We start from the raw sequence: 14,050 nt of genomic DNA on the forward strand, positions 1-14,050 counted from the left end.
CCGACCACGGGGGTGCCGTCGCCGGTGGAGCCGGTGATGCGTTCGGGGTTCATGGTGTGCGGTCCTCTCGACGGGGAAGCGCCCGGCAGGGCGTGTCTCAGACAACTTTTGTTGCTCTCTGAACAACATCCTGCCAGACTGTGCCAGGAATCACATCCCGGGGTGCCGGACGGACCGCGCTCGTGGCACCGGCCCCGCTCGAGAGAGGCCGCCCATGAAGATCGCCGTGCTCCAGGCCGAGGCCGAGGTCCTGGACCTGGAGGCCAATCTGCAGGCCGTCGACGCCGCGGCGCAGCGGGCGCGCCAGGACGGGGCGGACCTGCTGCTGACCCCGGAGCTGTTCACGTGCGGCTACAGCCCCGCGCTCGTCCGGGAGCGCCTGACCCCCGCGGACCTGCGCCTGATCGCCGACCGGGCGGCGGCGATCGCCCGCCGCCACGGGATCTCCCTCGTCTACAGCGCCCCCCGGGAGGGCGCCGGACAGCGGTGGCACATCTCCGCGACGCTCCTCGACCGCGCGGGCCGGACGGTGCTGACCTACGACAAGGTGCACCTGTTCGGGGCGGAGGAGCAGCGGGCCTTCTCCCCGGCCGAGGACGCCCCCCGGGCCGTGGCGCACGGCGGCCTGCGGATCTCGTTGCTGATCTGCTACGACGTGGAGTTCCCCGAGAGCGTGCGCGCCGCCTCGGACGAGGGCGCGGAGCTCCTGCTGGTCCCGACCGCCCTCGGGGCCGGGTTCGCCGCCGTGCCGAACATCCTCCTTCCGGCCCGGGCCCTCGAGAGCCAGGTGGTCATCGCCTACGCCAACCACTGCGGCGTCGAGAGCGGGTTGGAGTTCGGCGGGGAGAGCGTGGTCGCCGGTGCGGACGGGAGCCTCCTGGCGCACGCCGGCACGGGTCCCGAGCTCGTCCACGCCGTCGTGGACTCCGCGCTCGTGTCCGCGGCCCGCGAGCGCGTGCCCTATCTGCGGGACCGCCGCCCGGACCTGTACGGACGCTGGGGCGGACGCCCCACCGCCTGAGCGACCGCCCGGCCGGGGACCGCACCGCCCGGAGGACTACGGGGACCCGGGCACGAACTGGAGGGCGATCAGCAGCTCGGCGCGCACCCGGGCGTCGCCCAGGTCGACCCGGAGCAGTTCGGCGACGTGCTGGACGTGCCGGCGCACGCTGTTGCGGTGCACGCCGAGCTCCCGGCTGCACGCGTCCCAGTTGCCGTGGACGCCGAGCCAGCACCGCAGCGTCTCCAGCAGCACCTGCCGCCGCGGCCCGGGCAGCCCGTCCAGGGGCGCGAAGAGCCGGTCCGCGACCAGCCGCCCGGACGCCGGGCCGAGCAGGCCCGCCACCGAGCACGGGACGTCCTCCACCCGGACGCTCGCGCCCCCGGCGCGCAGTCGCCCGCGCAGCGCGGAGACCTCCTCGTGCCCGGCCCGCAGCCCCGGCCGCTGCACCGGCCGGCCGACCGCCACCAGCCAGCCCCGGGCCTCCAGATCGGCCACCAGGCGGTCGGGCACCGGCGAGCGGCTCACGGTGACGAAGCCGTACCCGGTGATCTCCACCAGCCGGGTGTCGAACAGCCGGCGCAGCTGGAGCAGCTCCTGCAGCTCGTCCTGGGCACGGGGCGGCCACGGCCCCTCGCGGCCCTGCCCCGGGACGCCCTGCACGACCCGCACCGGCTCCCCCTCGGCGCCGGAGACGCTCTGGGCCAGGGCGCGTCGCACGGCGCGGTCGCCCCCGGTGTCCTCCGCCCCGAGCAGCAGCGTGGTGGCGAGACGGCTCGGCGCGAGGTTCCCGACCGTGCGCTGCCGCAGGAGCACCTCGAGCAGACCCACCGCGACGGAGATCGTGGTGTGCTGGGCCGGGGTGAAGGCGGCGGACGCCCCGAGCACCAGGGTGCCGAGATTGACGTCGCGCTCGCTGCGCAGGGGGTGGCCGACGACGGTGCCCGCCTCCGGCGCGGCGAAGGTGGCGACCTCCACCCGCGGGCCGCTGCCGGCGAAGATCTTCTCCTGCAGGGGCCGCAGCTGCTCCTCGTCGAGGGCCGGCCGGCCGGCGGACGCGCTGATCCGCCCGTCGGCGCCGGTCAGCACGACCCACGCCCGGACCTCGGCGGCCAGCACCTCCAGCAGGGAGCCCTCCGGCGCGCCCGAGAGCACCGCCCGGAGCATCCGGCGGTTGGTCTGCACCAGGTGCCGGGCCATCCGGTCGTTCTCCGCCTCCAGCATGGCGGCGAACTTCCGGGTCACGGCGACGAACGGCGTGCGCTCCGCGACCTGCACCAGGGGCAGTCCGCGCCGAGCGCAGGCCGCGGCGAGCCCCTCCGGGAGCGCGTCGTGCACGGGCGAGACGCCGAAGCCCAGGGCCGTGACCCCGGCGGCCGTCAGCCGGGCGACGTAGTCCTCGACCCCCTGCGGCGACCGTCCCGCCAGCGGGACGCCGGCGGTGAGGAGGAACTCCCCGCCCAGGAGGAAGGGCGTCGGGTCCTCCAGCTCGCTCGTGGCCACCCAGCGCAGGGGCGGGGCGGCAGCGTCCGCCCAGGGGTTGACGAGCTCCAGCTCCGCGGGCATCTGCGCCAGCAGCCGGTCCAGGGTCAGCTCGACCCACCCCTCGCTCGCGCCGGCCCGCTCCCCCGGTGGTGCACTTCCGCTCATGTCACGGAACTATAGGACACTTCGTCCCGCATGAGATGCGCATCACATCCCTAGTGTTTGTGGTGCCACGCAGGCCGCTCATCGAAAGGGATGCCTCCATGACCATGTCACCCACCCTGCCGGACCGGCGGAGGAGTCCGGGCCTCCCGCTGGGCCGCCAGCTGGCCCGGCGCAAGCCGCTGCACCAGATGGCGCGCGAGTCGGACACCGCCAGCACCGGGCTCATCCGGAGCTTCGGGCTGCTGCAGCTGACCATGATCAGCGTGGGCGCCACGCTGGGCACGGGCATCTTCGTGGTGCTCGGGGACTCCGTGCCGCTCGCGGGGCCGGCGGTGTGGATCTCCTTCGTCATCGCCGGCGTCGCGGCCATGCTCTCCGCGCTGTCCTACGCGGAGATGGCGGGTGCCGTGCCGGTCTCCGGCTCCAGCTACTCCTACACCTACGCCACCATGGGCGAGGGCCTCGCGTGGATCTGCGGCTGGTGCCTGCTGCTGGAGTACGCCGTGTCCGTCGCCGCCATCGCCGTCGGCGCGGGCGAGTACATCACCGAGATGGCCACGGCCCTCGGCGTCGTGCTGCCGGAGGCCTTCGTCCAGCCGCCCGGGGAGGGCGGCGTCTTCAACGTCCCGGCGGTCGCGGTCGTGCTGCTCGCCACGGTGGTGCTGATCCGCGGGGCCCGGGAGAGCGCCTGGGTGAACACCGTGCTGGTGGTCCTCAAGATCGCCGTCCTGCTGTTCTTCGTGGCCGTGGCGTTCACGGCCTTCGACTCCCGCAACTTCGCACCGCTGCTCCCGATGGGGACCGCGGGCGTCACCGCCGCGGCGTCCCGCCTGTTCTTCTCCTACATCGGCTTCGACGCCGCCTCCACCGCCGGGGACGAGGCCCGCAACCCGCAGCGGGACCTGCCGCGGGCCATCATCCTGTCGATGGCCATCATCACCTCCCTGTACATCCTGGTCGCGGTCGCCGCCATCGGCGCCCGCCCGTGGCACTGGTTCGACGGCCAGGAGGCCGCCCTCGTCGGCGTCCTCCAGGAGATCACCGGGCGCCCCTGGGTCTCCCTCGTCTTCGCCACGGGGGCCGTCGTCGCGATCGTGAGCATCGTGCTCGTCGTGCTCTACGGGCAGACGCGCATCCTGATGGCCATGTCCCGCGACGGGCTGGTGCCGGGCATCTTCGGCCGGGTGTCCCCCCGCACGGGCACCCCCGTCGCGAACACCCTGATCACCGGCGGGACCATCGCCGCCGCCGCAGGGCTCGTCCCCCTGGGCGAACTGGCCGACGCCACGAGCATCGGCACGCTCTTCGCCTTCAGCCTGGTCAGCCTCGCCGTCGTCCACCTGCGCCACACCCGCCCGGACCTGCCCCGTACCTTCCGGGTGCCGCTGTACCCCGTCACGCCGATCCTCGCCGTGCTCATGTGCGCCTTCCTCATGGTGAACCTGGGCGGCTCCACCTGGACGGTGTTCGCCCTCTGGATGGCCGTCGGCGCCGGCGTGTACCTCGGCTACGGCCGCCGGCACTCGACCGTGGCCGCCCTGACCGACGAGGAGTACGCCGAGGCCTCCGCACCCGTGACCCCGACCCCCGAGACCGTGAAGGACACCGAATGACGATCGCGACCGACATCAACCACTCCGGCGCCGGTGCCGCGCCGATCACCATGCTCAACCCCGACTTCCCCTTCGGCTACGACACCTACCTCCAGCACCCCGCGGGCCTGGGCAGCGTGCCCGAGGCCGCGCTGGGCACGAAGGTCGCGGTGATCGGCGCCGGCCTGTCCGGGCTCGTGACGGCCTACGAGCTCATGAAGCTGGGCCTGCACCCGGTCGTCTACGAGGCGGGCGAGGTCGGCGGCCGGCTCAGGACGGCCTCGTTCCCCGGGGCACCGTCCGTGACCGCCGACCTCGGCGGGATGCGGTTCCCGGTCTCCGGCCGGGCCTTCTACCACTACGTGGACAAGCTGGGCCTGCGCACCGAGGCGTTCCCCAACCCGCTCTCGGACGTCACCTCCAGCACGGTGATCGAGCTCGGCGGGCAGGCCCACTACGCCCGCACGCCCGACGAGCTGCCCGCGTTCTTCCAGGAGGTGGCCGACGCCTGGCACCACGCGATGGACGACGGCGCCCAGTTCCTCCAGATGCAGGAGGCCATCAAGGCCCGCGACACCCGCCGGATCAAGGAGATCTGGAACGAGCTGGTCCGCGACCTGGACGAGCAGACCTTCTACGGGTTCATCGCGGCCAGCAAGGCGTTCAAGGAGGCCGGCTTCGAGCACCGCGAGGCTTTCGGCCAGGTGGGCTTCGGCACGGGCGGCTGGGACACCGACTTCCCCAACTCCATCCTCGAGATCCTGCGCGTGGTCTACACCGACGCCGACGACGGCCACCGGAGCATCGTCGGCGGCGCGCAGCGGCTCCCCGAGGCGCTGTGGCACCACGCCCCCGAGGACATCGCCCACTGGCCGGCGGGGACCTCGCTCGCCTCGCTGCACCAGGGCTCCCCCCGGGGCGCGGTGGCCCGGATCTCGCGCCCCGCCACGGCGGACGGCGGCGTCGGCGACCTGCGGATCGAGGAGAAGTGGGGGCGCGCCGCAAAGTACAGCGCCGTCGTCGCCACCTGCCAGTCCTGGCTGCTCTCCACGCGGATCCACACGGAGGAGGGGCTCTTCCCCGCGCCCCTGTGGACGGCCATGGAGCGCTCGCACTACATGCAGTCGTCCAAGACCTTCGTCATGGTGGACCGCCCGTTCTGGAAGGACGTCGATCCGGGCACGGGGCGGGAGACCCTCAGCATGACGCTGACCGACCGCCTGCCGCGGGCCACGTACCTCCTGGACGACGGCCCGGACAAGCCCGCCGTGATCCTGCTGTCCTACACCTGGAACGACGACGCCCTGAAGTGGCTCGCCCTGGACGCCGACGGGCGCGTGGAGCTGATGCTGCACTCGCTGAGGCAGATCTACCCTGACGTGGACATCGCGTCCCACATCGTCGGCGAGCCGATCACCGTCTCCTGGGAGGCGGACCCCAACTTCATGGGCGCCTTCAAGGCCAACCTGCCCGGCCACTACCGCTACCAGCAGCGCCTGTTCACCCACTTCGCGCAGGACGACCTGCCGGAGCGGCAGCGCGGCATCTTCCTGGCGGGCGACGACATCTCCTTCACCGCCGGCTGGGCCGAGGGCGCGGTGACCACTGGGCTCAACGCCGTGTGGGGCGTCGTCCGGCACCTGGGCGGATCGAGCGCTCCCGGCAACCCCGGTCCGGGCGACCTCCTCGACGACCTCGGGCCGATCGCCCTGGACTGAGCCGGGCGCAGCAGGATCCCCCGGCACCGCGAGCGCCCCCGCCCGCGGTGCCGGGGGATCCGCCGTCCCGGGGCGGCCGGCCCCACATCTGCGGACAGACAGGCGTTTGCCTCTGCACACATGCTGGTGCCGAACGACCGCCACCGTCGGAAGGCCCGCCGTGCCCGACTCCCTCACCTCGTGGGTGCTGCTGGCCGCGATCCCCGTGCTGCTCGTCGTCGGGAGCCTCTCCGCCCTGCACTGGAGCCGCTACATCGGAACGCTGACCCGGCTGCACCGGTCCCGGAGCGCGCCCCACGCCGCTCTCGCCCCGTCCGCGGTCGCCCGGCTCGAGCTGCGCGGCGAACGGCACTACCGGCTGGCCTACCGCCGCACCTGGGAGCTCGCGCTCGTCCTCGCCCTGGGGCTGGCCGTGGCCCTGGCCACCGGCTGAACCGCCGGCACGAGCCACGCACGGCCGCTCTCCGCCCTCCGAGCGGACCCGGCGGACCGTTCCGGCGTGGTGCGGCCCCGTCTGTCACACTTCGTGATGAAGTCGTGATCTTCGTGTAGATCTTTCCGCATGTATTTGCTTATGAGAACCTGTTCCGGGATCCCCCCACCCCCCTCAGGAGTACGCCCATGCACCGATCCATGCTCGCCCCCACCATGTCCGCCCTCACCCTGGCCCTCGTGCTGGCTCCGCTGGCCCCCGCAGCGGCCTCCCCGGGCAAGGACGGCCCGACCCTGTCCACCCAGCAGGTCACCGACCAGGCGCCCCCCGAGGTGACCGACCGGATGATCGTCAAGTACAAGACCGAAGCCCCCGCCGCCGAGGTGGAGCGGGGCGTCGAGGACGCCGCCGCCGCGGCCGACGTCCCGGAGGCCGGGAAGGCCACCGAGGTGCGCAGCACCGCCGACGGCGCCGCCGTCGTCGAGCTGGCCGACGAGGTCACCACCGACCAGGCCGAGAAACTCGCCGAGGAGCTCACGAAGGACTCGGAGGTGGCCTACGCCGAGCCGGACCGTCTGGTCTCCACCGCCCGGATCCCCGGCGCGGACGGGGAGGAGCCCGAGCGGACGGGCTCCGTCGCCGGCACCGCGGCCGACCCCGGGGTGCCGTCCCTGTGGGCGCTGACCAACGTGCGCGCCTTCGACGCCTGGGACACGGCCACCGGCAGGGGCGTCACCATCGGTGTCGTGGACACCGGCTTCGCCAACCACCCGGACCTGGACTCCAAGGTCGTCGGCGGCTACGACTTCGTCTCCGCGGTCAACCTCAGCAACGACGGCACGGGCCGCGACGCCGATCCGCGCGACCCGGGCACCTACTCCTCCTACGGGCAGTGCTACGCCGGGTCCGCCGCCTCGAACTCCATCTGGCACGGCACCCACGTGGCCGGCTCCGCGGCGGCCAAGCGCGACGACTACGGCACCGTGGGCGTGGCCCCCGACGCCACGCTGCTCAACGCCCGCGCCCTCGGGGCGTGCGGCTACGGCTACGTCTCCGACATGGCCGACGCGGTCCGCTGGCTGGCCGGTGCCCCCGTGACCGGCGTCCCCGCGGCGCCGAAGCGCGCCGACGTGATCAACATGTCCCTGGCCCTGGGCGGGTCCTGCCCGGTGACGCTGCAGAACGCCATCGACACCGCCTGGTCCCGGAACATCCCCGTGGCCGTGGCCGCCGGCAACTCGAACCAGCCGGCCATCAACTACGCGCCGGGCAACTGCTACAACGTCATCACCGTCGGGGCCATCGGCTCCGACCGCGTGCGGGCCCCCTACTCGAACTACGGCGGGGCCGTGGACATCTACGCGCCCGGGCACCACATCCTCTCCTCCGGCAACACCGGGACCAGGGGTCCCGTGGCGCCCAACACCCGCTTCGACTACGGCACCTCGATGGCCACCCCGCACGTGGCCGGGACCCTCGCGCTGCTGAAGCAGAAGAACCCCACGCTGACCGCCGACCAGTACAAGCAGGCGGTCCTGGACTCCGGGGACGCCTGGGCCACGCTCCCGGGCGGCAAGACGCTCAACACCCACGACGCGCTCTACATCACCAAGGCGGCGACCGCGAGCCCCGCCACGCCGGCGCCGAGCCCCGCCACGCCGAGCCCCACCACGCCGGGCTACACCACCAAGGGCGCCATCGGCTCCCTCTACACCCGGCTCAAGGGCCAGACCGGGGCCCCCACCTCGAACGAGAAGCCCATCGCCGGCGGCGTCTACCAGACCTTCGCCAAGGGGACCATCTACTGGTCCTCGGCCACCGGGGCCTACTGGGTGCACGGCGCCGTGGAGACCGCCTACCAGCGCAACGGCACCGCCAACGGCGTGCTGCGCTTCCCCCGCTCGGACGAGAGGTCCAACGGCATCGGCGGCTCCTACCAGCTCTTCCAGAACGGCAGGATCCTCTGGAGCCCCACCCACGGCGCCTACGCGCTCGAGGGCGCCGTCGACGCCGCCTACGCGGCGCTCGGCAACGAGAAGGGAGCACTGGGCTACCCGACCGCGGACCGGCGGAGCAACGGCATCGGGGGCTCCTACCAGCTCTTCCAGAAGGGCACGATCGTCCACGGCCCGCAGACCGGGGCGTACGCGCTCCGCGGCGCGGTGAAGGGCGCGTACGAGCGCAAGGGCTCCGAGCGGGGCTCCCTGGGCTACCCGACGTCCCGGGAGACCTCCGACGGCGCCGGCGGGGTCCAGCAGAGCTTCCAGAAGGGCCGGATCGTCTGGACCGCCGCCAGTGGGGCGCACGCCCTGCAGGGCTCGATCGCCGGTCGTCACGCCCTCTCCGGCGGCACGTCGGGTGCCCTGGGCTACCCCACCGCGGACGAGGCCCCCACCAGCACCGGCGGGGCCTTCCAGGTGTTCCAGAAGGGCCGGATCTACTGGAGCCCGACCACCTACGCCCAGCAGATCACGGGCTCCATCGGCAACGCCTACCTCGCGCTGGGGGGCACGACCAGCCGGCTGGGCTTCCCCCGGACGGGGGAGGTCGTCCGCTCCGACCGTTCCGTGGTGCAGTACTTCCAGGGCGGCTCGATCACCTGGAGCCCCGGGGGGTCGATCCGGATCGACTACCGCTGATCCGCGTTCCAGCACGGCACCACCGCGGCCCCGCCCCGTCCCACGGAGCGGGGCCGCGGCCCGTCCGCAGCACGACCACGCCCCGCCGGTGCCACCCCGGGCCCCCCTCGGCGGGCCGGCACGGTCGAGGATCGGCCCGCGTCGACGACCACCGACGTGGCGACGTTGCACGTGCACAGTCAGTCGGTAGCGTGGGGATCATGCCGACGCACACGGACCAGCAGGAGGAGTCGCGGGTCGCGGCCCTGCACGCACTGAAGATCCTCGACACCCCGCGGGAGGAGCGCTACGACCGCGTCGTGCGCATCGCCCGCGAGGTCTTCCAGGTCTCGGGGGCCGCGGTGAATCTCCTCGACACCGAGCGCCAGTTCACCAAGGCGGAGGCCGGGCTCCCAGGGCTGGTGCACGTCGCGCGCACCGACTCCCCGTGCCATCACACCGTCACCCGCGACGCGCCGCTGATCGTGCCGGACGCGACCGCCGACGAGCTGCTGCGCACCAACCCGTTCGTCACCGCCACCCCGCCGGTCCGCTTCTACGCCGGGCACCCCCTGCACGCCCCCGGCGGGGAGACGGTCGGTTCGCTGTGCCTGGTCGACGGGGAGCCGCGGCAGATGAGCGAGCGGGAGCAGAGGCTGCTGGCCGAGATGGCCGGATGGGTCGAGCGCGAGCTCGCCGCTCAGCGCGAGCTGGACCGGGCGGAGGAGATCCAGCAGATGCTCATGCCCAAGACGGATCCGGCGCTGGACGGGTGGGAGATCGCCGGGCAGTGCACGGCCGCGAGCTCGATCGGCGGGGACTTCTACGACTGGTTCCGCACCGGGGACTCGCTGCAGATGACGCTGGCCGACGTGATGGGCAAGGGCATCCCCGCGGCCCTGCTCTCGGCGTCGGTGCGCGCGGTGCTGCGCGGGACCTTCCAGTACAACGAGCCGTCCGAGGCGATCACCCGTGCCTCCGGTGCCCTGGACCCGCTGCTGGACGAGGCCGGAGCGTTCGTCACCGTCTTCACCGCCCGTCTGTCGTCCCGGACCGGGGTGCTCGAGTACGTGGACGCCGGCCACGGACTGGCGGTGGTCCTCCGCCCCGACGGCACCCGCCGGCGCCTGGAGACCTCGGGCCCGCCGCTGGGTGCGGTGCCCGGTGTGCGGTGGAGGATCCACTCCACGCTGCTGATGCCCGGCGAGACCCTCCTCGTGGTCTCCGACGGGTTCCTCGACTACTTCACCGACATCGACGAGGCCGTGGAGGTGGCCACCGCGGCGAACGCCAGGGCGGCCACCGCCGCGGAGCTCGTGGAGAGGTGCGCCGGCTACGCGAGGTCCGCCGGACTCGACGACGACTCCACCGTGCTGGCCCTGCGCCGTACGGCCTGAGCTGGTTCCGGCCCCGCCGGCACGGCGAGCACGACCGCTGCGATCGGCATGACCGCCGCCGTTCCGGTCCGGATGAGCTGTGGCCCTCGGAGTCAGACGAGACCGAGCTGCTGCACCATGCTCATCATGTCGAGGTAGCGGTGCTCCACCTCGGTCGTTCCGCTCTCGTCGTGCCGGTTGAAGACGGCCATGGGCACGACCACCCGTCGGCCGGTGGGCTCCACCACCCCCAACGGGGTCGTCAGCGGTCCGGTGTGGGTGCCCACGAACAACAGTCGCATCGATGCTGCGGAGCCGTCGACCAGCAGCTCCTCGATCTCCATGGTCATGTCCGGCATCGCGGTGATCCACTGCTGGGTGTCCAGCTGGATGGCTGCTCGGCCGCTCACGGGCTCCGGTGAGGCAGCGGTGTAGACGACGGCGTCCGGGGAGTAGGTGGATGCGAAGCCCGCGGCGTCGTGGGCGTTGAGGGCCGCGATGGCTCGCTCCACCTGCTCTCGGCGGTCCCCTCCCGCACCGGGGACCGGTCCGACGACGGACGTGTGGGTGTCGCTCATGGTGACCTCCGCTCCTGATGGTCGCCGACCCTCTTCCGCACGGCAGGGTCGGCACTCGACGGTAGGCACCGACCGGCCGGGGCACCAAGGGGACCGGCAGGATCGTCGCAGGCTCGTGACTCACGGGGGGCTCATGACGCCGTCTCGGCCGGGCGACGAACGCCCCGGCGCTCCCCGACGGAGACCGGGGCGTTCACCTTGCCGCACCTTCTGCGACGGCGGCTCCGTCCGGGGCGAGCGATCCTGGACCCGTGGCCAGGGGTGGTGGTCATGGACTGGACCGACGACCAGATCACCGAGATGCGGGTCGGGCGACCGGTGCTCCGCCTTCTCGCCGGCCGCGCTGGGCGCAAGGGCATCGACCGGATGCCGGAGGAGAAGTACTACTGGCGGGGCTGAGCCGGCCGGCTGCTCCGCGACGTCGGCGACCTCCAGACGCACGCGGTAGGTCAGCAGCTGGTGCTGCGTCGAGCAGCCCGGCCGCTGCGTGCCGGCCCCAGGGACCGCGTCGAGCTCGACGCCCGCTTCGCCGTCCGTCCTCGGGGCGCGGGCCACCAGCTTCCAGGTGACGGCCGAGCCGATGCGGAACACCTCTCCGCAGCACTGCTGCTCCCACTCGCCGAGGTGCGCCTCGATCGTCATCCGGCGGATCCGGCACCCGCCAGGTCGGCCGTCCTTCGGGCCGACCCTACTCGGCGCTGGACCGGGACGTCACCGGCACCCGCGCCAGCTTCGCGGTCTGCCGCACGTCCACCGTGATGCCGGCCACCCCGCTCAGCAGTGCGGCGGTGATGAACTCGAGCTCACGGAAGCAGATCGCCGCGGCGAACAGCGCGGCTGTGAGCAGTGCCAGGCTCATGCGCGTGATCGTGCGCGTCGTCGCGGGCGCTGCGCGCGTGGACCGGTGGGGTGCTCGAGTGTTCATCGGAGCCGACTCTGCCATCGGATCCTGTGCTGAGGCTGGGTCGCGGATCGGAGTTCTCGCCGCAGCCGGATCAGTCGGGCTCGATCTGCAGCTGCGGGGTCAGGCGCACCCATCCCTCGGGCGTCTCCCCCGGCAGGCCGGCCGGAGCGAAGTCCGCCGCGATGCCGAGCCGACCTCTCGTGCTGATGCGCCCACCGGGTGCGCAACCGGCGTTCCAGTCCTCGGCGGCATCCGGGTCGTAGGTGATCAAGCAGTCACCTTCCTTGCCGGCGACGACGTAGAACTCTGCGCCCTCGTGCGTGGCCAGCAGCCGGGAACTGACCGCGTCCCAGCTGTGCTCCGCGGCGTCGACCGAGGCGGGCAGGACGTCCGGCTCCTGCTGCTCGCCGGCGTACAGGTCGGCCGAGGACCGGGTGCAGCCGGCCACGCCGGAAGCGGCCGTCGTCACCAGTGCTGCGCATGTCCGTCGTGAACTCATCCGCCGCTCCTTCGCGTCGCCGGGCCAGGCTGCTGATGCCCTCGTAGCTCTCACACACCGCGAACCGAGGAGACGGGGCCACGCCCGGCGGTCGGGGCGAGGTGGTCGAGGTGGGGGTGCACGTCGCCGATGGTCCCGAAGCTCGCACCGTGACGCGATGAGGCCCCGTCCGCCCGGAAGGTCCGCCGGGAACTCTTTGCTCGTTCCCTGTCGAGAACACCGAGCAGGAACCGATGACGGCGCGGCAGCCGGAGCTCGAAGTCTCCGGCTGCCGCGCCATCGTGCGGATCCCTGGTGCCCCCAGTCAGACTCGAACTGACACTGAGCGGATTTTAAGTCCGCTGCCTCTGCCGATTGGGCTATGGGGGCTCCGTGCCGGAACGCGGCGGACGCCGCCTCCCCGGACCTGCTCCGGATGCTCCCGGAGCCGAGGAGAACGACACCTGCACGACGACCGGGCCGCGCTCGACGACCTGCCGGGCAACGCCGGCAGCGTCCCCATGATAGATCCCCGGCCGCCGGTCCCCGTCCAGCGCCCGTCCCCGTGGCCGGGCTCCCCGGTCCCGGGGCCGGCGACCCGGTTCCCGCCCGACCCGGCTTCCGCGCTCCGGGGCCCTCCCCGCCCTACCCTGGGACCACGAGACGCCGGAGGAGATCTGCTGCTCCCCGCGCTGACCGCCGCGCTCCCCACCGCCACCGCCGCGGTGCTGCTCCTGGGGACCGCCGTCGTCGCGCCGGGTGCGGCGGTCGCCGCCGGTGCTCCTCGGCCCGGTGCGGGCCCACAGCCCGCCGTCACCCCCGATGACCGGAGATTCCCATGGGCTCTGACCCGCTGATCGGCGCCGCGCCGTTCCTCGTCCCGGCCGTGCTCGCCGCGGTCCTGCTCGCCCTGAGCGTGACCGCGATGCCGGTGCTGCGCGGGCACCAGGTCACCTCCGCCCGGGTCCACGCCGCCCGCTGGGCCTCCGCCGGCGTCCTCGTGGCCGCCGTGCCCGTCGTGTTCACGGAGTCGGCCGAGGGCCTGCACGGATTCATCCTGCTGACGGGCATCGTCATGGTGGCGGCGGGCACGCTGCTGCGCTCGCGCAGCCTGTCCTCCTGAGCGGCCCACCGGGCACGACGGCAGGACCGTTGCCTGCGCCCGACCGCATCGGCGCCGTCGGTGCCCGGCGTTCGCAGCGGTACCCGCCGGCCGTGCTCCGGGCCGCCCGTGAGCGCGACGACGCCACGGCACCGCCCCGTCCGGATCGGGTATTCTGCAACCGTGGTCCAGCAGCCGGCCGCGCTGCCGTCGTGCACGCAGGAGGCTGCCGCCGTGAACCACCCGTCCCTCGCCCCCACCGTCCGGACCGCTCCGTCCGGCCGCCCCCGGGCGCTCCGCCCCGCGTGCTCCGCCGGGACCCGCCGGACGACGGCCGGATGAGCGATGCCCTGACCGTGCCGGCCGGTCCCAGGCCGAGCACCTACCTGACACCCGGGACCACGTTCCCGGCGGACCTGACCGAGCTGCCCATGACGGAGCTGCACGTGCTGCACAGCAGGGTCGCCCGCCAGCTCGAGCGGGAGTACCTCACCACCCCGTCCGGGGCCCACCCGCTCACCCTGGAGCGCTACCGCGAGCTCACCGTGGAGCTCGACGCCCGCGAGATCGGTGCCGCCCGGCCCGCGGCGGCCCGATGACG

The 14,050-nt window shown here is 73.2% G+C and carries 13 protein-coding genes, 1 tRNA gene and 1 pseudogene; 9 read left to right on the forward strand and 6 right to left on the reverse strand.

Annotated elements, in window-relative coordinates; translation table 11 throughout:
* Positions 1–214 precede the first annotated feature (214 nt).
* Complete coding sequence (locus tag RE027_RS09505; RefSeq protein WP_368808014.1) at positions 215–1,021, forward strand: nitrilase-related carbon-nitrogen hydrolase; 807 nt, start codon at positions 215–217, stop codon at positions 1,019–1,021.
* A 36-nt stretch (positions 1,022–1,057) separates the two neighbouring features.
* Here RE027_RS09505 and RE027_RS09510 read toward each other — a convergent pair whose 3' ends face one another.
* On the reverse strand, positions 1,058–2,650 hold the full coding sequence (locus RE027_RS09510; protein ID WP_368808015.1) for a PucR family transcriptional regulator: 1,593 nt from the start codon (positions 2,648–2,650) through the stop codon (positions 1,058–1,060).
* A 104-nt stretch (positions 2,651–2,754) separates the two neighbouring features.
* Between RE027_RS09510 and RE027_RS09515 the strand changes: the two genes are divergently transcribed.
* The 5 genes from RE027_RS09515 to RE027_RS09535 all read left to right on the forward strand — a co-directional run bounded on the left by RE027_RS09515 (position 2,755) and on the right by RE027_RS09535 (position 10,408).
* A complete protein-coding gene (locus RE027_RS09515) occupies positions 2,755–4,263 on the forward strand; it encodes an amino acid permease (RefSeq protein ID WP_438612431.1) in 1,509 nt (502 codons plus the stop codon).
* Positions 4,260–5,960, forward strand: coding sequence for a flavin monoamine oxidase family protein (locus RE027_RS09520; RefSeq protein WP_368808017.1), 1,701 nt, complete (start codon positions 4,260–4,262; stop codon positions 5,958–5,960). The genes RE027_RS09515 and RE027_RS09520 overlap by 4 nt, the downstream gene beginning before the upstream one ends.
* 160 nt (positions 5,961–6,120) lie before the next feature.
* Positions 6,121–6,393 carry a hypothetical protein gene (locus RE027_RS09525; RefSeq protein WP_368808018.1) on the forward strand — a complete coding sequence of 91 codons (273 nt, stop codon included), beginning with the start codon at positions 6,121–6,123 and terminating at the stop codon, positions 6,391–6,393.
* Between the two features lie 188 nt (positions 6,394–6,581).
* The gene (locus tag RE027_RS09530; protein WP_368808019.1) at positions 6,582–9,032 is read left to right on the forward strand and encodes a S8 family serine peptidase; all 2,451 of its coding nucleotides are present in this window, start codon (positions 6,582–6,584) and stop codon (positions 9,030–9,032) included.
* 200 nt (positions 9,033–9,232) lie between these two features.
* A complete protein-coding gene (locus RE027_RS09535; protein ID WP_368808020.1) occupies positions 9,233–10,408 on the forward strand; it encodes a PP2C family protein-serine/threonine phosphatase in 1,176 nt (391 codons plus the stop codon).
* A gap of 92 nt (positions 10,409–10,500) precedes the next feature.
* Here RE027_RS09535 and RE027_RS09540 read toward each other — a convergent pair whose 3' ends face one another.
* On the reverse strand, positions 10,501–10,965 hold the full coding sequence (locus tag RE027_RS09540; protein WP_368808021.1) for an ester cyclase: 465 nt from the start codon (positions 10,963–10,965) through the stop codon (positions 10,501–10,503).
* Positions 10,966–11,235: 270 nt separating this feature from the next.
* Between RE027_RS09540 and RE027_RS09545 the strand changes: the two genes are divergently transcribed.
* The gene (locus tag RE027_RS09545) at positions 11,236–11,364 is read left to right on the forward strand and encodes a hypothetical protein (protein ID WP_368808154.1); all 129 of its coding nucleotides are present in this window, start codon (positions 11,236–11,238) and stop codon (positions 11,362–11,364) included.
* A 144-nt stretch (positions 11,365–11,508) separates the two neighbouring features.
* Here the strand turns inward: RE027_RS09545 and RE027_RS09550 are convergent.
* From RE027_RS09550 to RE027_RS09565, 4 genes and pseudogenes are all read right to left on the reverse strand, one after another.
* Positions 11,509–11,607 (reverse strand): annotated as a pseudogene (locus RE027_RS09550) (DUF6578 domain-containing protein); the annotation flags it as partial.
* A 46-nt stretch (positions 11,608–11,653) separates the two neighbouring features.
* Positions 11,654–11,824 (reverse strand): hypothetical protein, encoded by a 171-nt coding sequence (locus RE027_RS09555; RefSeq protein WP_368808022.1) that lies wholly within the window; start codon positions 11,822–11,824, stop codon positions 11,654–11,656.
* A 136-nt stretch (positions 11,825–11,960) separates the two neighbouring features.
* Positions 11,961–12,368: a hypothetical protein gene (locus RE027_RS09560; RefSeq protein WP_368808023.1), complete on the reverse strand. Its 408-nt coding sequence runs from the start codon at positions 12,366–12,368 to the stop codon at positions 11,961–11,963.
* 292 nt (positions 12,369–12,660) lie between these two features.
* A tRNA-Leu gene (locus tag RE027_RS09565) sits at positions 12,661–12,737 on the reverse strand.
* Positions 12,738–13,185: 448 nt separating this feature from the next.
* Here RE027_RS09565 and RE027_RS09570 point away from each other — a divergent pair.
* Both RE027_RS09570 and RE027_RS09575 read left to right on the forward strand, forming a co-directional pair.
* Positions 13,186–13,470 (forward strand): hypothetical protein, encoded by a 285-nt coding sequence (locus tag RE027_RS09570; RefSeq protein ID WP_368808024.1) that lies wholly within the window; start codon positions 13,186–13,188, stop codon positions 13,468–13,470.
* Positions 13,471–13,787: 317 nt separating this feature from the next.
* Positions 13,788–14,048, forward strand: coding sequence for a hypothetical protein (locus RE027_RS09575; protein WP_368808025.1), 261 nt, complete (start codon positions 13,788–13,790; stop codon positions 14,046–14,048).
* Positions 14,049–14,050: the final 2 nt, after the last annotated feature.

The organism is Kocuria sabuli (genome assembly GCF_040981185.1).
Lineage (GTDB): Bacteria > Actinomycetota > Actinomycetes > Actinomycetales > Micrococcaceae > Kocuria > Kocuria sabuli.